The sequence below is a fragment of the Winogradskyella sp. genome (assembly GCF_025210595.1).
Taxonomy (GTDB): Bacteria; Bacteroidota; Bacteroidia; order Flavobacteriales; family Flavobacteriaceae; genus Winogradskyella.
This window is the reverse complement of the sequence record NZ_JAOARH010000079.1, coordinates 1-22,412: the sequence shown is the minus strand read 5'-3', so window position 1 is coordinate 22,412 and position 22,412 is coordinate 1. Positions and strand designations below refer to the sequence as shown.

The following is a 22,412-nucleotide window of genomic DNA, read 5'->3' as shown; positions in this document are numbered from 1 at the left end:
CTATATTTAACTTCACACCGAATTATGCTACAGTTCCTTGACAACTGCTTCCTGCGCCAGCAGTACAACCATAGCAATGCTGAGAAATAACAATGTTTCTGCCTTCTAGTAGTTGTTCGCTATATTCCGAAATATGCTTTATTTTACTGTTTACAGGTAAGGTTAACATCTGGTTAAAATCGCAGTCATATAAATAGCCATCCCAACTAACTGATAGTGTATTGGTACACATTACATTACTTACTGCTGTTGGGTTATAAGCATCTACCAATTGATACATGTAATCTTCATAATTATCTGAAGCAATTAGATAATCTAAAAATCGACTTATTGGTAAATTGGTAATAGCAAATAGATTATGAAATTGAATTTCAAAATCTTCCATTAAGACTTTCTTAAAATCCTTTTCCATAGAAGCTTGGTCACTTGGTAAAAAAGCTCCAGATGGATTATAAACTAAGTCTAATCTAAGATTGCTATCTGGTATGCCATAACCTACAGCATTCAACTCTTGTAATGCTTTAATAGATTTGTCAAAAACACCATCTCCACGTTGTTTGTCTGTTTTTCCTCGTGTCCAATGTGGCATTGAACTCACCACATGTACATTATGTTTTTTGAAAAACTCTGGTAAATCGTAATACTTTTTATTGGCGCGAATAATAGTAAGGTTAGAGCGTACAATAAAATCCTTAATACCTGCTTTTGCAGCTTCTTCAACAAACCATCTAAAATTAGGATTCATTTCTGGAGCACCTCCAGTTAAATCTAAGGTGTGTGCACCAGTAGTTCTTATGACTTCTAAACATTGCTGCATTGTTTCTTTGGTCATAATTTCTTTGCGATCTGGACCAGCATCTACATGGCAATGCTCGCATACTTGATTGCACATATAGCCAAGATTAATCTGTAGAATTTCTAAGGCTTTAGATTTAAGTGGAAACTGATTGCTTTCTGCAATTTTATTAGCAAATGTAGGAAGTTCACCATTTTTAAAAATACCATTAGAAAGAATTTCAAGCTGTCGTTTACTATTAGCTAATTCGCTTTCGCGTTTTTTTAAGGATTGTGTTTTTAATTTTGTCATTTGTAATTAGCTGTCTAGCTTATTTACTTTATTCATCATTTGTACACCGTGTACTAAAGTAGCTCCGCTTTTAATAGCTGCACCAACATGTATAGCTTCCATCATTTCTTCTTTAGTTACTCCACGTTGTAGAGTGTCTTTAGTGTAAGCATCAATGCAATATGGACATTGTTCTGTGTGTGAAACAGCTAAAGCAATTAAAGCTTTTTCACGTGCAGTTAAGGCGCCTTCTTCAAATACCTTTCCGTAGTAATCAAAAAACTTGTTTCCTAGCTCTTCATTCCATTCTGTGATCTTTCCGAATTTTCTTAAATCTGCTGGGTCATAATAGGTTTTAGACATAGAAATATTTTTATGAGTTGTTTGTCGTATATGTAATGGAAACTTAACAAAAATAAAAGGATTTAAAGATGGGTTTTATGAATTTTTTAGCTAATAGTTATTCTGTATAAAGATTTTATTAGTTTTACACAAAGCAAGCTTTACTTTGTAGAATTATAGAAAAACAAAACAATGAAAACCAACCATCTTATTTTTAGCCTTCTTTTAGTTAGTCTTCTTTTTAGCTGTAAAAGCGCCCAAGAAGTTGTTACAATAAATCAGAAAGTGTCTAATTTTGAAAAATTAGCTTCGATTGAAAATGTTGTAAGAATAGAAAAGAAAACAATAACGAGCCATTTTGATGAGAATTATGAATTGTGGTTTGCACAGCCTGTAGATTACAATGACGCTTCAAAAGGTACGTTTCAACAACGTGTGTTATTGGGTTTTGAAAATGACACATTACCAGTGATAGTGGAGTTGCAAGGGTATGGTATTTATTCTGAAAGAGCTGGTGAGTTAGCTGCGCATTATCAAGCTAATCAGTTAACTATTGAGCATCGTTATTTTAATGACTCTCGTCCACAGACTATTGATTGGAATACTTTAACTATTGAAAATGCAGCAAAAGATCAGGCAAGAATTATAGATGCTATAAGAGCTGCGCTTTTTCCTAAAGCAAAATTTGTATCTACCGGAATTTCTAAAGGCTGTCAAACAACAATGGCGCATCGTAGATTTTTTCCAAACAATGTAGATGCAAGTGTGTGTTATGTAGGGCCTCTAAATTATAAACGTGAAGATCCACGAGTATATCAATTTTTAAAGACGGTTGCTACAAAAGCAGATAGAGATAAGGTTGAAGCGTTTCAGAAGTTGTGTTTTGAAAATAGAGCTGCATTGTTAGCAATGATGAAGCAAGAAGCGGAGAAGCAAAAAATGACTTGGGAGTTTGGTGTAGATAAAGCTATTGATTATACTATTTTAGAATATTCATTTGCTTTTTGGCAATGGGGAATTCCGGCAAGTAGTATTCCTAAAGAAGGGGTTTCTGTAGAAACGATGTATAAGCACCTTATTGCAGTGGTTGGTTATGGTTTTTTTGAAGAAAAAGCTGTAGATGATTTACAGCCTTATTTCTGGGCAGCTTTAACTCAGCAAGGAATTTATGGTTACGAAACAGCACCTTTTAAAGAGTATTTAAATACTGAAGAAGTTTATAAATTCGATTGGGCTTTCCCTGAAGGTGTTTCTAAGCCATTTGATGCAAAGCCTATGCAAGAAATAAAAACATATTTAGATACGTCAGCCGAAAATATTCTATTCATTTATGGTGAATATGATGCTTGGAGTGCAACAGCTGTAGATTTAAGTTCTAACGCTCAACAAAGAGGTTTGTACAAGTTTGTAAAAGAAAAGGGAGATCATAGAACCCGAATTAAAAGTTTTAGCTCAGAGGATCAAGAACGTATATATAAAATAGTAAATGCCTGGATAAACAATTAATGGAATAGGAGTCTTTCTGTTTTGATGAAATATTATCCAATCATTATGCTATTTTAACTTGTTTAAGGATAAAATACGCTGCTGTTCGATGTTTTGACTATATTTAGTTAATGGAAAACATTAAGCTGATTGACGCAAAATTCATTGAAGAAAACACAAATTTTCCTGCTTTAATTTCAGAACTCGACTCAGGGTTTTCTTCGAAAAATGTGATTGTGCCAATGCGTCATCATCACGATTTTCCTAATCCTGAAGTTGAAGCAGACTCTACATTACTATTAATGCCTGCATGGAATCCTAGTAAGGAAGCTGGCGTTAAAATAGTAACCGTTAGTCCAGAAAATAGTCAATTCGATTTACCATCCATTCATGGAACATACATCTATATGGATGCTAAAACTGGCGCTCTTAAAGCTATTCTAGAAGCAAAAAGCTTAACTGCAAAACGCACTGCTGCTGCTTCAGCACTTGCATCCAATTTTTTAGCAAAAAAAGAAGCATCAAGTTTATTGATGATAGGAACAGGTGCACTTTCCATTAATCTAATTAAGGCGCATGCATCAATAAGACCTATAAAGACCGTTTATGTCTGGGGAAGGAATATTCAAAAAGCTCAAGCTATTTGCGATGCACTATCAAACTCAAGATTCTCGGTAGAAACTATTCAAAATATTGAAGATAAAATAGCTGAAGTTGATATCATCTCATGTGCTACCTTATCCAAAACACCATTAGTATTAGGAAAACACCTTAAAGCTGGTCAACATGTAGATTTAGTTGGTGCCTACAAAAAAGATATGCGAGAAGCTGATGATGACGCTATTAGAACAGCTTCGGTATTTGTAGATACTATGCAAGGTGGACTAAAAGAAAGTGGAGATATTGTAATTCCCTTAGAAAAAGGAATTATTAACGAAGCTGATATAAAAGCAGATTTATTTCAACTCTGCTCTAAAGAAAAACAAGGACGACAATCAAAGGATGAAATCACACTATTTAAATCGGTTGGTCATGCGCTAGAAGATTTGATTGCTGCCAAATATTATTATAATCAATTTATCAATGTCTAATACTTACCAAAACATACTAAACAACACAGAATTTACACCATCAAAAGATTGGTTACAAATCAAAACTATTGACATGCACACAGGAGGTGAACCACTTCGTGTCATTGTTGATGGTTTCCCTGAATTAAAAGGAAATTCTGTTTTAGACTATAGACGCTATTGTAAAGACAATTATGATCATTTACGTACAGCTTTAATGTTTGAACCTCGTGGTCATGCTGATATGTATGGTTGCATTTTGGTTCCACCAAATGATGATGAAGGCGATTTCGGAATTTTATTTTTACACAATGAAGGCTATTCCACGATGTGTGGTCATGCTATTATTGCCATTTCAACTTTGGCTATAGAAATGAATTGGATAGACGTAAAAGAAGGTGACAATATTATTAAAATTGATGCACCTTGTGGACGTATTACATCATATGCTCATGTAAAAGATGGAGCAGTAACAGGAGTTCGTTTTCACTGTGTACCAAGTTTTGTAGTTGGATTAGACAGAACTGTAACTATCGAAGGATTAGGAGTTGTAACCTATGATTTAGCTTATGGAGGTGCTTTTTATGCATATGTAGATATGGCAAAGAACAATTTTGACTTTGACTTAAGTCCAAATTCTTATCGTCAACTGATTCAAACAGGAATGGACATCAAGCATGCTGTTATGAAAGCTGATAAAGAAATTCTACATCCTTTTGAAAATGATTTAAGTTTTCTTTATGGAACCATTTTTATTGATAACACACAACAACCATCAGGCGTAGATAGTAGAAATGTTTGCATTTTTGCAGAAGGCGAAGTTGATCGTTGTCCAACAGGATCTGGCGTTTCTGGACGTATGGCCATTCATAAAGCAAGAAAAGAAATAGATTTTGGCAACACCATGTCTATTGAAAGTATTACAGGTTCTGTGTTTGTAGGCTCTGTTGTTTCCGAAGAAGATTATGGACCTTTTAAAGCCGTCATTCCTCAAGTGGAAGGTACTGCTCATATTACTGGGATGCAAACGTTTGTCATTGACCCGAAAGATCCAATGAAAGATGGTTTTATTTTACGATAGATATCCATGATAGATATTTGTGTATTATAAATAACAATTTCATATCTAAATTATTAACTCATAGTCTTCACTAAAATTTAATTAGATGAAAAAACTAATTACACTCTTTGCATTAGCGTTTTTTTTTAGCTGTAATTCGAAACCAAAAACTAAAATTGAATATTATCATCTCAAATTCAGCAAGAACAGTTTAGATTATCGTATCACACCAAAGCACAAGTTCGACAAAGACGGTTTAATGTTTTCTGACCAAGGCGCTTGGTTTGCCTATAGTTTTTCAGATTCTACTGGAATTGATGGCTTTTCTGGACCATTTTTAATGACTCAGCAAAATGGTGTTTGGTCGAGTACATCTTTAGCCAACTTAAAACTTAAAGATAACAAAAACAGTTCGTTTTTAAACTTTAGTTCAACGAAAACAAATAACTTTAATAGTCATCTTGAAGAAATTCAAAAAAATGATAAAATTGAACTAAAAAAAGAGCTAGTTTTTATTTCAGGCCATACAGCTTTACAACGTTTCACTATAACAAATAACTCTATCGAAAGCCTGACGATACATCCTTCTTTTGGCGCTAACCTTTTTGAAGTATTTTCCGAAGTCACGCATAATGATAATCAGGTTACTTTCAATTCCAATAAATCGTCAGCAAAAGGCGTAATTCAGTTTTTAAATGAAGATATTTCTACAATGTCTGATAGCTTGTTTTACAATTCGCATTTAGAAACATCATTTTTAAAACCAAACGAATCAAAATCCTTCGTCATTTCCCAATCCTTCATCTTCCCAGAATACTCTTGGGAAGACGAACAAAAACTGATAGCTTCTATAGATTTCGACTCGGTTTTAAGTGCTCGTAAATCAGAAAAAAATGCTCAGTTAAAATCATTAATTGAAAACAGAAAACCACAATTTCAAGATAGTATTTATGCCCAAGTTTTAGCTAAAGCACAATTAACTTTACAAAACAATTGGCGCATTCCTGCTGGTGAAATCTCACATGAAGGCTTATTCCCAAGTTATCACTATGTATGGTTTAATGGCTTTTGGTCTTGGGATTCTTGGAAACATTCAGTTGGATTATCATACTACGATTTACCTTTAGCAAAAGAACAAATAAAGCTGATGTTTAAGTTTCAAAATGAAGATGGCTTTGTAGCAGATTGCGTGTATCGCGACACTACTATAGAAGCTCATAATTATAGAGATACCAAACCACCACTCTCTGCTTGGGCAGTTGCAAAAATCTATGAGAAAGACAACGACATTGCCTTTGTAAAATACATGTATCCAAAACTGAAAAAATATCACTATTGGTGGTATAACAAACGTGACCATGACAAAGATGGTGTTTGCGAATATGGTTCAACAGACGGAAGCTTGGTAGCAGCAAAATGGGAAAGTGGTATGGATAATGCTATCCGATTTGACAACTCAAAAATCCTAAAAAACAGTGAAGGCGCTTATTCTTTAGATCAAGAAAGTGTAGATCTTAATGCCTATTTATATGCCGAAAAATTATTCCTTTCAGAATTAGCTAAAGCACTTCAAAATGAAGATTCTAAAACCTACTTAAAAGAAGCTGAAACCTTAAAACAAAACATTCAAACACAATTCTATGATGAGGAAGATGGTTGGTTTTATGACACCACCTTAGATGGCAACACTTTTATCAAAGGAGAAGGTAGTGAAGGTTGGACTACACTTTGGGCAAATGCAGCTACAAAAAAGCAAGCAGAACAAGTGAAAAATAGAATGATGAATCCAGAAAAATTCTTCACTAAAGTACCATTCCAAACTATGAGCGCTGACCATGAAAAATTTGATCCATTAAAAGGCTATTGGCGTGGACCAAATTGGTTAGACCAAGCGTATTTTGGCATCAAAGGATTGCGCAATTATGGTTATATTGAAGACGCTGACAAAGCTACTATCCAATTGTTAAAAGGTGCCAATGGTATACTTGAAAAAGGAAAAGCAATCAGAGAAAACTATCATCCTTTGACTGGAAAAGGCTTGCATGCTCATAACTTTAGTTGGAGTGCTGCACATATAATAATGATGTTACAAAATGATTAACTAATGACAATTCGCAATACAACACAATACGATTTACCAGCGATAATGGACATTATCCATTATGCGCAACGCTATTTAGCCAGCTTAAAAATTGACCAATGGCAAGATGGTTATCCCAATGAAGCACAGATTTTAAACGACATCTTCAATAAAGAAAGTTTTGTGCTGTTAGATGAAGCCAATCAAATCATAGCCACTTTTATGTTTACCACATCAAAAGAGCCTACATATGATACTATTGATGGTAAATGGCTTACGCATAACCAAACAAAATATGGTGTCATACATCGCATTGCTGTAGCAGAAAATTGCACGAATAAAGGCGTTGCAAAATTCATCATTGCACATTGTGAACAAGAACTAAAAAAACAAAACATTAGTTCCATGCGTATAGATACACATCAAGACAATTTGGGAATGCAGCATATTCTCAAATCACTTGGTTATATCTATTGTGGCATTATCACATTAACAAGTGGCGCATTGCGTTTAGCTTTTGAAAAACAACTCTAACATATTGACATTGGATTACAACCAGATAAAAATAGAACCTAAGCAAGCTGAAGATATACTCTTTAAGCTTTTTAACATCAAAGGAAAAGCATCGTCTTTACCTGGAGAAGTTGATTTTAATTTCAGAATTAAAGTTGAAAATGAAGAAGGCTATATTTTAAAAATATCACGTCCTAACGAAGACCTTAATTATCTAGATTTTCAACAAAAACTTTTACAACATGTTGAAACTAACGGCAAAAATATAATTGCGCCAAAAGTCATCAAAGACAAGGATGATAAATCTATTTCTGAAATTACAGATAATCATGGAAACATCAGAAAAGTCCGTTTGCTTACTTGGGTTTCTGGTCGTGTTTGGAGTAGTGTTAATCCGCAACTAAACGATTTGCGATTCAGTTTAGGTGAACAATGTGGTTTACTTACCAAAGCACTACAAGGTTTTGATCATAAAGAAGCACATCGAGATTTTGAATGGGACGTCGCACAATCGCTTTGGACTAAAGCGCATATCCATCTTTTTGAAGGTGAAGAATTAAAAATCATTACCGCTTTTCAAAATAGATTTGAGCATTCAAAAACCGCATACGATTCACTTAGAACATCCGTAGTTCATAACGATGCTAATGACAATAATGTGATTGTTTCATCGGAGTTAATCAATCCAAAAGTTAAAGCAGCCATTGATTATGGCGATGCCATTCATACACAAATCATTAATGACGTTGCTATTGCATGTGCTTACGCCATCATGAATCATAAGGATGTCTTGGATGCAGCTTTGCCAATTGTAAAAGGGTATCATTCTACATACCCTTTAGAAGAACAGGAATTAGAGCATTTATACGATGCCATTGCAATGCGATTGATTATCTCAGTTACAAAATCTGCTATCAATAAAATCAAAGAGCCTGATAACAAATACCTTTTAATTAGCGAAAAGCCTGCTTGGGAAGTTCTTAAAAAATGGTTTAAAATTAGTCCAGATTTTGCTCATTATTCCTTTAGAGCAGCTTGTGAGTTTGAAGCACACCCAAATCAAACAAAATTTGAAACTTGGGCAAAAACTCAAGAATTTTCATTAGAAACTTTATTCCCAACAATCAATAAAACCGAAGCGCGTCATTTAGATTTAAGTGTTTCTAGTACATGGATTGGACATCAAAAAGATTTTAATGACTTAGATTTTTTCCAATTCAAAATTGATAAACTTCAAAAAGAACATCCTAATAAAATTATCTCTGGAGGTTATTTAGAACCACGTTCCATTTACACTTCGGATTCTTATGATAAAATTGGCAATTACGGTCGCGAAAGTAGAACTATTCATTTAGGCGTAGATTTCTGGCTACCAGCACACACACCTGTACATGCACTTTTTGATGGTGAAGTGGTTTGTGCTATCAATGATTCTGGTAACAAAGAATATGGCGGCTTAGTCATTTTAAAACACAAAGCTGAAGCCTTTGAATTCTTTACACTTTATGGTCACAATACGGTTGAAAGCGCGACCAAACACAGCATTGGAGATTGTATTAAAAAAGGTGAAAAAGTAGCAGAATTAGCCAGCTATCCAGAGAATGGGAATTGGGCACCACATCTACATTTTCAAATTATGTTGTCAATGCTAGATTACACCATAGATTTCCCTGGAGTGGCTTACTACAGTCAACAGAACGTATGGAAAAGTCTGTGTCCAGACCCTAATTTATTGTTCAAACTTGAAACACTTCAACCTTCAAATACAACTACAAACCAAGAGCTTATTTCCTATCGCAAACAGCATTTAGGCAAAAGTTTAAGCTTGCAATACAAAGTACCTATTAAAATGGTTCGTGGTGCAGGTCAATATTTAGTAGATCAATTTGGGAGACAATATTTAGACACCGTCAATAATGTGGCTCATGTTGGACATGAACACCCAAAGGTTGTTGAAGCTGGCCAGCAGCAAATGGCACTTATAAATACCAATTCGCGCTACTTGCATGACAATATAAACGAATTAGCTAAAGAGCTGATTGAAACGTTGCCGCCAGAATTGAACGTATTACACTTTGTAAATTCAGGAAGCGAAGCCAATGAGCTTGCCATAAGAATGGTAAAAGCTAATACAGGACAACGCGACATTATAGCTAGTGAAGTTGGTTACCACGGAAATGCGAATATGTGTATTGATATATCCTCTTATAAATTTGATGGCAAAGGCGGAAAAGGAGCACCAGAACACACACAGATATTTCCATTACCTGATGCCTTTAGAGGAAAATATCGAGGCGAAAACACTGGAATAAAATATGCTGAAGAAGTTCAAAAATGTATTGACAATATTCATGATAAAGGTCGTGGTGTTGGTGCTTTTATTATAGAACCTATTATTAGCTGTGGTGGACAAATTGAATTACCAGAAGGGTTTCTTGCCAAAGCCTATGAATATACGCGAAACGCTGGCGGACTTTGTATTTCAGATGAAGTTCAGGTTGGTTGTGGACGTGTTGGAAAAACATTTTGGGGATTCCAATTACACAATGTTATTCCAGACATCGTAACTATTGGAAAACCATTAGGTAATGGACACCCATTAGCAGCAGTAGCTTGTACGCAAGAAGTTGCAGATAAGTTTGCCAATGGTATGGAATATTTCAACACTTTTGGAGGTAATCCTGTGTCTTGTGCTATAGGAACCGAAGTATTACGAATCGTTAAACGCGAAAAACTACAACAAAACGCATTAGATGTTGGTGAGTTTTTAAAAGCTGAACTAACAAAACTTTCTAAGAAGTTTCCAATTATTGGAGATGTACGTGGTCAAGGCTTGTTTTTAGGAATTGAGCTCGTAGACACCAACATGAATCCACTAGCTAAACAAACCGATTATCTCGCAAATAGAATGAAAGATCATGGTATTTTAATGAGTACTGATGGTCCAGATTATAACGTCCTAAAAATTAAACCACCTATTGTGTTTACAAAAGATAATGCTGAAGAATTGATTTTTTATTTAACCAAAATTTTGAAAGAAGATTTTATGACATCTCGATACGATTTTGATTAAAATCCAAAATCACTCGATGTGACAAATTCTGTCAGTTCGAGTGATTCGCTAAAAGCGAATTGTATCGAGAACTAATATAACAGAATGAAAAAATTACTATTAATACCAATCATTTTATGCATCATTTCATGCAAACAAGAACTGCTTACCGAAGTTCCTGAACAAACGTTTCATTACAATCACGAAATCTTTGAAGATAATCGTTTAGAGCCTAGATCCTCTTTTTTTGCATTTGAGAATCAAACACTTTCAGAAAAAGAGAACTCAAAACGTTTTCTAAGTTTAAATGGCGATTGGAAGTTTCATTGGGTAAAAAACCCAAATGAAAGACCTAAAGATTTTCATCACATCGCTTATGATGATAGCGATTGGAATTCTATTAAAGTTCCAGGGAATTGGGAAACACAAGGTTTTGGAAAACCTATTTATTTAGATGAGCGTTATCCATTTACTACTAAATGGCCAAATGTGCCGCAAGACTATAACCCAGTTGGCACCTATAGAAAAATCATTACACTAGATAAAAATTTTCTATCTGAAGATGTTATCCTTCATTTTGAAGCCATTAAAGCTGTATATATCTATATCAATGGTGAATATATTGGTTATTCTCAAGGCAATAAAACCTCTGCCGAATTCAATATTACCACCTATTTGAATGAAGGTGAAAATCTGATTGCATTACAAATGTATCGTTGGACTGATGCCAGCTATTTAGAAAGTCAAGATATGCTACGCATGAGTGGTATTGAACGTGAGGTATATTTATATACACGTCCCAAAGTATTTATTGAAAATATCTATGCCAATACTAATTTAAGTGACGATTACAAAAACGGAATTTTCAAAGGGCAAATTAGTATTAACAATACGTCATCAGAACTTGTAAAAAAAGATATTACACTAGAACTTATAGACGACAATCAATCGCTTTTTAAGACCAATCAAACCATTGAGTTAAAACCTGAAAGTATATCGAATTTCAATCCAGAAACTATCATAGAAAACATCAAATCTTGGAGTACCGAAACGCCAAATCTTTATACTTTAAAAATCAATCTTAATGATGAACAGTACATCAACAAACTGATAGGTTTTAAACGTGTAGAAATTAAAAATTCTCAAGTACTCATTAATGGTAAGCCCATTTATATTCGTGGTGTAGATCGTCATGAAACAGATCCTTTTACAGGGCATGTAGTTACCAAAGCAACCATGCTCAAAGACATTCAGTTAATGAAACAAAACAATATTAATGCAGTACGTTCTGCGCATTATCCAAACAATACCTATTGGTTAGATTTATGTGATAAATATGGACTGTATGTTGTTGACGAAGCTAACATTGAAAGTCATCCCTTAGCCATTTCAGAAGACACACAACTGGGTAATGAAATGTCTTGGTTACTAGCGCATCTAGAACGCACTAAGCATATGTATTATCGTGATAGAAATCATCCATCAATATATTCATGGTCTTTAGGAAATGAAGCTGGAGAAGGTGACATATTCAGAAACACTTACAAATGGCTAAAGGAACAAGACAACAATCGTATTGTACAATATGAACCTGCTTATAAAGAAGACTACACAGATATTTATTGTCCAATGTATCCAAAACCTGAATACTTAATTAAACATGGACAATCCAATTCTGACAAACCTTCAATTATGATTGAGTATGCGCATGCCATGGGAAATAGCGTTGGGAATCTTCAAGATTATTGGGATATTATAGAAACCTATGACAATCTTCAAGGTGGTTATATTTGGGATTGGGTCGATCAATCTTTAGAATATAAAGACGAAAACGGAAAACCTTACCTAGCTTATGGTCATGATTACCACCCAGATTTACCAACAGATGGTAACTTCTTAAACAATGGTTTGGTGGATCCTTATCGCAATCCTCACCCACATTTATCTGAAGTCAAAAAAGTATATGAGCCTGTTCAGTTTAACTATCTAGGAAACGGAAATATCGAAATTGAAAACAAAAATTTCTTCACCAACCTAACAGACAAAACGCTTTCAATAAAATTAATTGCAAATGGAAAAACACATGAATTAACATCGAATATTGAATTAGATATTGCACCTCGAAGTAAATCCACAATTAAAGTCCCTGAAATTCCAGATATGTTCATTCCTGAAAGCGAATATATTCTTGAAGTTAGTTTGCTTCAAAAAGACGCCAATAATTTAATCCCGAAAGATCATGAAATTGCTTGGGATCAATTTGTACTTCAAAAATCAAACATTATTAATTCTACTGAATCAGGTAATCCTTTACAAATCGTTGAAGGTGAAAATATTCAAATTAAAAATGACATCATTGATCTGAAAATTAACTCAAAAACAGGCGAAATTATGTCTTGGTTTCATCAAGGAAACGAAGTCACAAACCAGCCTATTAAACCTAATTTTTGGAGACCACCAACAGACAATGACCTCGGAAATGGTATGCCAAAATGGGCTAAAACTTGGCAAGATGCTAGCTATCATTATGAAGCTAGCTTAATTGAAAAGCCTAAAGATAACAATGGCTTAGCGCAATTTAGCATTAATTATAAATTACCGCAAAATGCGACTGAAGTTCGTAGTGATTTCGCAATAAACACGAATGGTACACTTTCGGTAACGCTAACTGTAAAACCTAGAGATACACAATTACCAAACATCCCACGTATTGGCATGTATATGACTTTATCAAATACATTTGATGATGTAAGTTGGTATGGTAAAGGTCCTAACGAGAGCTATTGGGATAGAAAAACTGGGCAAAAAACAGGATTATATTCTGGAAATATCAGCGACCAATTTCATCGTTATTCACGTCCGCAAGAAACCGGAAATAAAACAGATGTACGTTGGATTACAATTTCAAATAAAGCTCTTAAACTTAAGGCTTCAAGTACCGATTTACTAAATTCTAGTGTATGGCCTTTTGCTATGACCGAATTGGATTTTAGTAATGAAGAAGGAGGTCAATCTGCTTCAGGATTAGTACCAGTAACCAAAAAACATGGTGCAGATATAAAAACAGGAGACCTCGTGCAATGGAATATCGATTACCTTCAAATGGGAGTTGGAGGTGACACCTCTTGGGGACGACTAGTGCATCCTGAATATACCATTCCAACAGACAAAGCCTATAGTTACAATTTTACAATTCAACCAACACTTAAGAACTAATGCAAATACTTACTTTTATCCTATTTACACTTTGTGTAGCGTTCATTTCTTATTGGAAAACCAGAAAAACTGACGAGTCTAGCCACGATGGTTATTTTCTTGGAGGACGAAGTTTAACAGGCGTAGTTATTGCAGGTTCACTATTACTTACCAACCTCTCAACCGAACAAATTGTTGGACTTAATGGCGCAGCTTTTAAAGATGGTATTTTAGTTATGGCATGGGAAACCCTTGCAGCTATAGCTATGGTAGTTACCGCAGTATTTTTATTGCCACGTTACTTAAAAGGTGGTATAACAACAGTACCTCAATTTTTAGAACAGCGTTATGATAGAACTACAAAAACCTTCACCTCAGCACTTTTTTTAAGTGGCTATGCTATTGTATTATTACCTATTGTATTATACTCTGGTGCTTTGGCATTAAGTAACATGTTTGACATCCCAGAACTGTTAGGTGTATCAAAATCTACTGCACTTTGGATAACAGTTTGGAGTATTGGAATTGTTGGTTCTATATATGCTATTTTTGGAGGTTTAAAAGCGGTTGCTATTTCAGATACTATCAATGCTATAGGATTACTTATTGGTGGTATGTTAATTCCAATTTTTGGACTTATGGCCATTGGAGACGGAAGTGTTACTGAAGGGTTTTCGACATTGATCACTGAAAATCCTGAAAAATTCAAATCATTAGGTGATCCAAAATCATCCATTCCATGGGAAACTATTTTTACAGGAATGATGCTCGTACAATTGTTTTATTGGGGAACCAATCAAGCCATTATTCAACGTGCTTTGGGTGCTAAAAACTTAAAAGAAGGGCAAAAAGGTTTATTATTAGCGTCGTTTATAAAAATACTTGGACCATTAATCGTTGTACTTCCAGGAGTTATTGCTTACCATATGTTTGGAGGGCAACTAGACAATCCAGATGAGGCTTACCCTATGCTCGTAGAGCGTGTATTGCCAGATGCTTGGTTAGGTTTCTTTGCAGCTGTGCTTTTTGGAGCTATTTTAAGTTCATTTAACTCTGCTCTTAATAGTTCGGTTACCTTATTTGGTGTTGACATTTACAAATCGCATTTCAACAAAAATGCAGACGAAAAGCAAGTCGTTAAAACTGGAAAAAACTTTGGAATTATTTTAGCCATAATCTCTATGTGTATTGCACCACTTATCGCTAATGCACCAGATGGTTTATTTGGTTATTTACAAGAAGTCAATGGTTGTTATAGCATTCCTATCTTAACCATCATTGTAGTAGGCTATCTCACAAAACACGTTCCTGCCATCGCAGCAAAAATTGCTATTCTTTCAGGAGTTGCACTTTATAGTATTAGTCAATTTATTCTGAAGCCATTTGTGTTTGGTAATGATAACTATCCACATTTTTTACATATTATGGCTATACTATTTGTGATTAACGTTATAATAATGTTGCTTATAGGAAAAGCAAAACCAAGACTAACTGCTTATCAACAAGAGTATACTAATCAAGTAAATATTGCTGCTTGGAAGTATACCAAAATAGTTGGTGTTTTAGTCTGTATAATTGTACTAGTTATTTATGTCTATTTCATGTAGCTAACTTATAGCTATATGTTATAACCAAAAGGGTCTTCGATAGTGTGCATTGGCTTAGTAAACCATTTTGGGCCTTCAGCAGTCATGTATATATGATCTTCATGACGAATTCCAAATTTGTTAGGTACACAAATCATAGGTTCATTGCTAAAGGTCATGCCTTCTTTTAAAACTGTATTGTTGTTTCTAACTATATATGGCCATTCGTGAATATCTAAACCAATACCATGACCTGTACGATGAGGTAAGCCAGGAAGTTCATAATCACCACTTAGACTATAAGATTTTAGAACTTTCCTTGAGGCATCATCAACTGAGCCACATGAAGCACCTAGTTTTGCAGCTTCAAAAGCAGCTTGTTGTGTTTCTTTTTCAATATTCTAAATACGACGTTGTTCATCAGTTGATTCTCCATATACGTAAGTTCGGGTAATATCTGAAATATAATCGTGAATAATACATCCTGTGTCTATAAGTACGACTTCTCCTTCTTCTAAATTTTTAGGTGCTTTTACACCATGCGGAAATGAGGAATCTACTCCAAATAATACAATACAAAAATAAGATCCTGATGAAGCTCCGTAACGTTTATGCGCTTCGTTTATAAAATTAGTAACTTCTTGTGCGCTAATTCCTGGTCGTAATATTCTAGCAGCCGCTTTTTGAACGTCTAAAGTAATGTTCATAGCGTGTTGCATGATTGCAATTTCAGCTTTAGATTTAATCATTCTACAACCTGCAATTATAGGTTTGGCGTCTACTAAATTTAGTGCTGTATTTACTAATTGAATACCGTTGCTAATAAAAAAAGGTGTTGCTTCATCTATAGACACATTACCTTCAGAAATGCCTTTATCCGCAATTAAATTGCAAAACAATTGATACGGACTCTCATGTTCTTCCCAACATTTCACCTCACCATCAATTAGCATAAAGTCTAAAATAGTACCTTCTTCAAATTTAGGAGTGATATATTCTAATGTTCCATCAGTAAATAAAATAGCGCCAACCATACGTTCGCTAGAGTTCCAACGCATTCCTGTAAAATAAAACAAATTGGTTCCTGCGTGCAGATATATTGCCTTTACATTGTGTTTTAGCATTAATGTTGTGGCGTGCTGCATACGTTTTGCAAATTCTTCTTTTTGAATTGGTTTTACCAAATGTGCTGTTGGTCGTATGGCAGCTAATTCTGCTTCGATGGTAGATCCTCCTATTCCTATCATTTTATATTGATTTACATTTGTTGGCTAACCACTTTTGTTCGTTGTCGTTTAATTGTGGTTTTAATTTGTTAAAAACCATTTCGTTGTAGTTGTTTAACCAAGTTTTTTCAGTAGATGTCAATAATTCTTCTGAAACTAATTGTGTGTCTATGTAGCATAATGTTATTGGTGTAAAACCCAAAAATGTACCGAAAGGTGTTGTTTTAATTGCTTTTGAAACAACTACGTTTTCGGTTCTAATTCCAAATTCATTAGTTACATAGCATCCAGGTTCTATGGTTGTAAATTGGTTAGGTAAGTGTGGTGTGGTTCCTCTCTCTGTGGTTCCGCTAGTTGCAAATCCTTGAGCTGGTTCGTGTACCATACCAAAACTACCAATGCCATGTCCTGTGCCATGTGGATAGTTGAGACCTGAATTCCACATATGCATTCGTGCTAAAGTATCTAATTGTGTTCCTGTAGTACCTTGTGGAAATTGTTGTGTTTCTAACTGAATGTAACCTTTTAAAACTGAAGTATAAGCCGTTTTAATGGTTTTTGATGGTGTGCCTCCCAACCAAATTGTACGTGTAATATCTGTAGTGCCATTACGATATTGCGCACCACTATCAATGAGTAAGATACCTTCGTTCTTAACCATGGCAGAACCTTCTTTTGCTGCTGTATAGTGAATAATGGCTCCATTACCTTTATAGCCAACAATGGCGGCAAACGACTCACCTGTGTAATACTCTTGTTGCGCTCTAAAACTATTGAGTTTACGACCAATTTCATATTCTGAAATTTCACGTTTTTCTAATTCATTTTCTAGCCAAATAAAGAATTTTGTTAAGGCTACACCATCTTTATGCATGCAGTTAATTGCGCCTTCAATTTCTGTCTCATTTTTAATTGCTTTTAGTTTTTTTACTAATGATTTTTGATATATAAATGTTGCCTTTGTAGCATTGTATGTTGCATAATTTAAGGATGAAGGATCTGTGATTATGACACTTTCTGAAGCTACTCTTTCCATTTCAGAAACCATTTTGTCGTAATCTATTATTTCAACATTTAATTTTGAAAATGCTTCTATTGCAGTACTTGATAAACGTTCTTTTTTACAAAATAAAAGTGTTTTATCAATGCCAACTAATGCATAGGCTGTAACTAATGGTGTAAAATCTACATCGCGAGAACGAATGTTAAACAGCCAAGCAATTTCATCTAACGCCGAAAATAAATAGTAATTAGCTTTTTGCGTAGAAATTGTATGCTTAACTTTTTTTAATTTAGAAGCTGTTGTTTCACCACTAAATTCTAGAGGATGTGTGTCTATAGTTTCATTTGGTAATGAAGGTCTATTGGTCCATACAGCATCTGCAAAATCGGGTTGGTTTTTAACCTGAATGTGTTTCGCTTTAGCATGTGTATTAATAAGGTCTATTTGCGATTTTGAAAACTGAAAGTAATTTACTCCAATAGTTGTGCCTTCTGGTAATAAATCGCAAAGCCATTTTACATGCTCTGGTGCATGCGGAATAGTTTGCTTGCATAATTGTACTTCGGTATTGGCACATTCGTCTTCAAACTGAAGAAAATATCGTGAGTCTGTCCAAAGTGCTGCAATATCTTGTGTTATGACTAAAGTTCCTGCAGAGCCTGTAAAACCTGAAAAATATTCTCTTAGTTTCCAGTGTCCAGAAACGTATTCGGATTGATGAGGATCTGTTGATGGAATTATAAATGCATCGACATTTTGTGTCTTCATTTGGGCACGTAATGCAACTAATCGTTCTGCTATCATAGTTAAAATTTTCTATCAGGATTATAGGCTTCCAAATGTAATGAAGGTTTTTGATTAGATATGATTTCAGTTACTAATTTTCCCGTAGCAGGACCCAAGCTCCAACCCATCATTGCATGACCTGTAGCAATGGTTAAGTTATTGTATTTTGAAGGTTTTCCGATGTATGGTAATCCGTCTGGTGAGCAAGGTCTTAATCCACAATCTGCTTGTTGTTTTTCTTCTTCGGTAATTTTAATATTTGGATAGTAAGCTTTTGCAGCTTTTGTAATTGCATTAACGCGAACAGGATTTATGTTGTGATTAATACCTCCAATTTCCATAGTGCCAGCAAAACGTGTAAAACCTTCCATAGGAGTTACAGCTACTTTAGCTTCGCAAAGGATTGTAGGTATACTAATACCTGTTTTAGACTTATGATTTATTCTATAACCTTTTCCTGCTTGCACAGGAATGTTCAACGCTAGTTTTTTTGCTAGATCTTGAGACCAAGAACCAGTAGCAATAACCACTTCGTCTGTTATAAAAGATTGTTTGTTTGTGGTTATTTTTGAAATAGAATTGTTGTTTTGCTCAAAAGAGGTAACTTCTTCATTGGTGTAAAACGTAACGTCCTTACCTTTTAAATACGCAACCATTTGAGATATAAAGTTAGAAGGTGTCATGTGTGCGTCAGAATCAAAATACACAGCTCCTTTTATATCTAAATTAGCATTAGGTTCTAATTGTGTGACTTCGGCTTTGGTTAAGTTTTTTACATTTAGACCTTCTTTAATAGCTCGTTTGCCAACATGCCATTCTTCTTCACCAACCTTATCTGTTTTGTAGGCCATTAATAAACCTTTTCGCTCGTAGTGAAAATTAAAATCTGAACTCAATTTTAGATCTTCATACAATTCTCTACTAAATAAATTGATATCTAAAATTGGCTTTATGGCTTTTTCTACTTTAGCTTTTGTTGCCGATTTTTTAAAAGCCCAAGCCCATTTCATAAAATCTAAATCGATCCTTGGTTTTACGTAAAACGGACTTTCAGTATTAAACATCCACTTGATGCCTTTGGTAATCATTCCTGGTGCTGCTAACGAAATAATGTGACTAGGTGTAATGTATCCTGCATTTACATGAGATGCACCAGCATTCATGTTACCTTGGTCGATAACAGTAACTTTATGGCCTTCTTTTTGAAGGTAATAAGCGGAGCATAAACCAATGATACCTCCGCCTATGATAATAACTTTTTTATGCATTGTTAAATCACTTGAAATCCATGCGCATATGGATCATCTTCATCATCAATAATAATATTGTTATATCCATAAACTTTTGCCCAACCTTGAATACTAGGTACAATAGCCGTTTTTCCGTCTAAAGTAGTTTCTTCTTCTATGCGACCAATGAATTTTGAACCAATAAAACTCTCATGTACAAAATCTTCCCCTTTTTTCAATTGGCCTTTAGCATGTAATTGTGCTATTCTTGCTGAGGTTCCTGTTCCGCAAGGACTTCTATCTATGGCTTTATCGCCATAAAACACGGCATTTCTTCCAGAAGAGCTTGGGTCTATAGGGTTACCAGTCCAAAGCATATGACTGACATCTCTGATAGTATCATTTTCTGGATGGATAAAATAGTCTGGATATTTCTCATTAATCTTTCGGCGCGCTTCTTGAGAAAAACGAATGATCTCAGAGGCTGTGTATTTGTGGATACCTTCAAAATTAGACTGCGGATCTACAATAGCATAATAATTCCCTCCATAAGACACATCAAATGTAATCAATCCAAGGTCATCCAATTCTATGGTTAATCCTTCAGCAGCTAGGTAACTCTTTACATTGGTTAGTCTTACCCAATCTACTTTTTTTCCTGTTTGTTGGTATTCTATTTCCACCAATCCTGCAGGTGCTTCCATTTTTATTTTCCCTGGTATTTTTGGCGTAACTAAACCTTCTTCTATAGCTATCGTTATGGTTCCTATAGTTCCATGTCCACACATAGGTAAGCAACCTGAAGTTTCAATAAATAGGATTCCAAAATCATTATTAGGATCATGCGGTGGATATAAAATAGAACCACTCATCATATCATGACCTCGTGGTTCAAACATTAGTCCTTTTCTAATCCAATCATATTCTTTTAAAAAGTGCTGGCGTTTTTCGCTCATATTAGCACCTTTTAGATTTGGACCACCTCCAGCTACTACTCTTACTGGATTTCCGCAGGTATGTGCATCTACACAAAAAAAAGTTTTTCTCATAATATTCAATGATTTAATGAAACATTAGCTCATTGACTTAAAGCGTTTGTTTTGTAGCTACGCCATTTATGGTTCTTACAATACCTAAAGGATTTTCATTCTTTAATTCATCTGGCAATAATTCATTTGGCCAAGATTGAAAACTAAATGGTCTTACAAATCGTTTGATAGAATTTACACCAACCGCTGTGAATCTACTATCTGTTGTTGCTGGATAAGGTCCTCCATGTTGCATAGATGGACACACTTCTACTCCTGTTGGAACACCGTTAAAAATAATACGTCCAACTCTGTTTTGTAATGCTGAAACCACTTTTGGATGGTTACTAATTTCGTTAGCGTCTGAAATAATCGTTCCTGTTAACTGTCCTTCTAATTTTGAAATTACAGTTTCTAATTGTGCTTCATTTTCACATTGTACTACTAATGAAAATGGTCCAAACACCTCATGGTGTAATGTTGGATTATTCAAAAATGTTTCCCCTTCAACAGTGGTTACCACTTGACGTGCATGATTTGGTTTTACATCTGAAGCATAACTTGCTAAGACCTCTATACCATTTTGCGCTAAAGCATTAGCTTTATTAGATTCATAAGCACCAGCAATATTTGGATGCAACATACATGATGGTTCAACTTTTACAATCTCTTCAGCTAAAGTTTGAACAAAACGACCCAAACCTTCTGATTTTACACCAAGAATTAATCCTGGGTTTGTACAAAATTGCCCTGTTCCTAATGTAATTGAACCTGCATAGGTTTTTGCTAAATCTTCAGCTCTGTTGTTTAATGCATTTGGTAACATTACTACTGGATTGATACTTCCCATTTCTGCAAATACAGGGATTGGTTCTTCGCGTTGTGCTGCTAAATCATATAAAGCACGTCCTCCTCTTATACTTCCAGTAAATCCAACCGCTTTTACATTTGGGTTCAATACCAATTGTTGTCCTACTTCAATACCGCTACTGTTTAAGTTTGAAAACACACCATTTGGCATACCTGTTTTCTCTGCGGCTTTAATCACTGCTCCAGCAACCATTTCTCCTGTTGCTGCATGCATAGGATGCGATTTTACAATCACTGGACATCCAGCAGCTAATGCAGCAGCTGTATCTCCTCCAGCTGTAGAGAATGCTAATGGAAAATTAGAAGCTCCAAAAACCACAACTGGTCCTAGAGCAATATTCATTTTTCTTAAATCTACTTTTGGAATTGGTTCACGTTCTGGTTGGGCAGTATCAATTGAAGCTTCTACCCATTCACCAGCTTCTACATAATCAGCGAAGGCTCTTAATTGCCCTAAAGTTCTTCCTCGTTCTCCTTTGGCACGTCCATTTGGCAATCCACTTTCTGACTGATACACCTCTAAAAGTTCATCTCCTAAAGCTTCAATTTCTTCAGCAATTGCTCTTAAAAACGTTGCCTTTTGTGCACCTGAAGTTTTAGAATATGTTTTATAAGCTTCTGTTGCTAAGTTAGAAGCGGCTTCTACTTCTGCTACTGTTGCTTCTGTTAATTCCCATTGATTCTCTATGTTTAACAATGGATTGAACGTCTTAAAGGTTTTATCACCTTGAGCAGAAGTTTGATTTCCTATATAATTTTTTCCTGTGATCATGTTTTTATGCTTTTGAGTAATCTACAATTACGTGTGATTACGTTTTTCT

General features: G+C 34.9%; 14 protein-coding genes and 1 pseudogene. 8 read left to right on the top strand and 7 right to left on the bottom strand.

All coding sequences use genetic code 11. The features are described 5' to 3' along the window. Positions 1 to 22: 22 nt before the first annotated feature. Complete coding sequence (gene arsS / locus N4A42_RS08245) at positions 23 to 1,087, bottom strand: arsenosugar biosynthesis radical SAM (seleno)protein ArsS (RefSeq protein ID WP_294072636.1); 1,065 nt, start codon at positions 1,085 to 1,087, stop codon at positions 23 to 25. 6 nt (positions 1,088 to 1,093) lie between these two features. After that, positions 1,094 to 1,429, bottom strand: coding sequence for an arsenosugar biosynthesis-associated peroxidase-like protein (locus tag N4A42_RS08240; RefSeq protein ID WP_294072633.1), 336 nt, complete (start codon positions 1,427 to 1,429; stop codon positions 1,094 to 1,096). 171 nt (positions 1,430 to 1,600) lie between these two features. On the opposite strand from N4A42_RS08240, the gene N4A42_RS08235 reads away from it, so the two are divergent. From N4A42_RS08235 to N4A42_RS08200, 8 genes are all read left to right on the top strand, one after another. Next, on the top strand, positions 1,601 to 2,914 hold the full coding sequence (locus tag N4A42_RS08235) for a S28 family serine protease (protein WP_294072631.1): 1,314 nt from the start codon (positions 1,601 to 1,603) through the stop codon (positions 2,912 to 2,914). A gap of 110 nt (positions 2,915 to 3,024) precedes the next feature. After that, on the top strand, positions 3,025 to 3,984 hold the full coding sequence (locus tag N4A42_RS08230) for an ornithine cyclodeaminase family protein (RefSeq protein WP_294072629.1): 960 nt from the start codon (positions 3,025 to 3,027) through the stop codon (positions 3,982 to 3,984). After that, a complete protein-coding gene (locus N4A42_RS08225) occupies positions 3,977 to 5,044 on the top strand; it encodes a proline racemase family protein (RefSeq protein ID WP_294072627.1) in 1,068 nt (355 codons plus the stop codon). The genes N4A42_RS08230 and N4A42_RS08225 overlap by 8 nt, the downstream gene beginning before the upstream one ends. A gap of 85 nt (positions 5,045 to 5,129) precedes the next feature. Further along, positions 5,130 to 7,124, top strand: a complete 1,995-nt coding sequence (locus N4A42_RS08220; RefSeq protein WP_294072625.1) for a trehalase family glycosidase — start codon at positions 5,130 to 5,132, stop codon at positions 7,122 to 7,124. A gap of 3 nt (positions 7,125 to 7,127) precedes the next feature. After that, positions 7,128 to 7,637: a GNAT family N-acetyltransferase gene (locus tag N4A42_RS08215; RefSeq protein WP_294072623.1), complete on the top strand. Its 510-nt coding sequence runs from the start codon at positions 7,128 to 7,130 to the stop codon at positions 7,635 to 7,637. Between the two features lie 10 nt (positions 7,638 to 7,647). Further along, entirely contained in the window at positions 7,648 to 10,689 is a 3,042-nt protein-coding gene (locus N4A42_RS08210; RefSeq protein WP_294072621.1) for an aminotransferase class III-fold pyridoxal phosphate-dependent enzyme, read from the top strand. A gap of 84 nt (positions 10,690 to 10,773) precedes the next feature. Beyond that, on the top strand, positions 10,774 to 13,884 hold the full coding sequence (locus N4A42_RS08205) for a glycoside hydrolase family 2 TIM barrel-domain containing protein (RefSeq protein WP_294072618.1): 3,111 nt from the start codon (positions 10,774 to 10,776) through the stop codon (positions 13,882 to 13,884). Further along, positions 13,884 to 15,470, top strand: coding sequence for a solute:sodium symporter family transporter (locus tag N4A42_RS08200; RefSeq protein ID WP_294072616.1), 1,587 nt, complete (start codon positions 13,884 to 13,886; stop codon positions 15,468 to 15,470). Before N4A42_RS08205 ends, N4A42_RS08200 begins: the two co-directional genes overlap by 1 nt. A gap of 11 nt (positions 15,471 to 15,481) precedes the next feature. Here N4A42_RS08200 and N4A42_RS08195 read toward each other — a convergent pair. From N4A42_RS08195 to N4A42_RS08175, 5 genes and pseudogenes are all read right to left on the bottom strand, one after another. Next, positions 15,482 to 16,594, bottom strand: a pseudogene (locus N4A42_RS08195) (M24 family metallopeptidase). Between the two features lie 103 nt (positions 16,595 to 16,697). After that, positions 16,698 to 18,482, bottom strand: coding sequence for an aminopeptidase P family protein (locus N4A42_RS08190; protein ID WP_294072610.1), 1,785 nt, complete (start codon positions 18,480 to 18,482; stop codon positions 16,698 to 16,700). A 2-nt stretch (positions 18,483 to 18,484) separates the two neighbouring features. Next, on the bottom strand, positions 18,485 to 19,732 hold the full coding sequence (locus tag N4A42_RS08185) for an FAD-binding oxidoreductase (RefSeq protein WP_294072606.1): 1,248 nt from the start codon (positions 19,730 to 19,732) through the stop codon (positions 18,485 to 18,487). Between the two features lie 2 nt (positions 19,733 to 19,734). Further along, a complete protein-coding gene (locus N4A42_RS08180; protein WP_294072751.1) occupies positions 19,735 to 20,745 on the bottom strand; it encodes a 4-hydroxyproline epimerase in 1,011 nt (336 codons plus the stop codon). 34 nt (positions 20,746 to 20,779) lie between these two features. Further along, entirely contained in the window at positions 20,780 to 22,363 is a 1,584-nt protein-coding gene (locus N4A42_RS08175) for an aldehyde dehydrogenase (NADP(+)) (RefSeq protein WP_294072603.1), read from the bottom strand. Positions 22,364 to 22,412 lie beyond the last annotated feature (49 nt).

Excerpts from the sequence above, each read along its gene's own strand:
- N4A42_RS08205 (WP_294072618.1), top strand. The coding sequence starts at position 10,774 with ATGAAAAAATTACTATTAATACCAATCATTTTATGCATCATTTCATGC.
- N4A42_RS08175 (WP_294072603.1), bottom strand. The coding sequence starts at position 22,363 with ATGATCACAGGAAAAAATTATATAGGAAATCAAACTTCTGCTCAAGGT.
- N4A42_RS08240 (WP_294072633.1), bottom strand. The coding sequence starts at position 1,429 with ATGTCTAAAACCTATTATGACCCAGCAGATTTAAGAAAATTCGGAAAG.
- N4A42_RS08235 (WP_294072631.1), top strand. The coding sequence starts at position 1,601 with ATGAAAACCAACCATCTTATTTTTAGCCTTCTTTTAGTTAGTCTTCTT.
- N4A42_RS08230 (WP_294072629.1), top strand. The coding sequence starts at position 3,025 with ATGGAAAACATTAAGCTGATTGACGCAAAATTCATTGAAGAAAACACA.
- N4A42_RS08200 (WP_294072616.1), top strand. The coding sequence starts at position 13,884 with ATGCAAATACTTACTTTTATCCTATTTACACTTTGTGTAGCGTTCATT.
- N4A42_RS08185 (WP_294072606.1), bottom strand. The coding sequence starts at position 19,732 with ATGCATAAAAAAGTTATTATCATAGGCGGAGGTATCATTGGTTTATGC.
- N4A42_RS08190 (WP_294072610.1), bottom strand. The coding sequence starts at position 18,482 with ATGATAGCAGAACGATTAGTTGCATTACGTGCCCAAATGAAGACACAA.
- N4A42_RS08215 (WP_294072623.1), top strand. The coding sequence starts at position 7,128 with ATGACAATTCGCAATACAACACAATACGATTTACCAGCGATAATGGAC.
- arsS (WP_294072636.1), bottom strand. The coding sequence starts at position 1,087 with ATGACAAAATTAAAAACACAATCCTTAAAAAAACGCGAAAGCGAATTA.
- N4A42_RS08220 (WP_294072625.1), top strand. The coding sequence starts at position 5,130 with ATGAAAAAACTAATTACACTCTTTGCATTAGCGTTTTTTTTTAGCTGT.
- N4A42_RS08225 (WP_294072627.1), top strand. The coding sequence starts at position 3,977 with ATGTCTAATACTTACCAAAACATACTAAACAACACAGAATTTACACCA.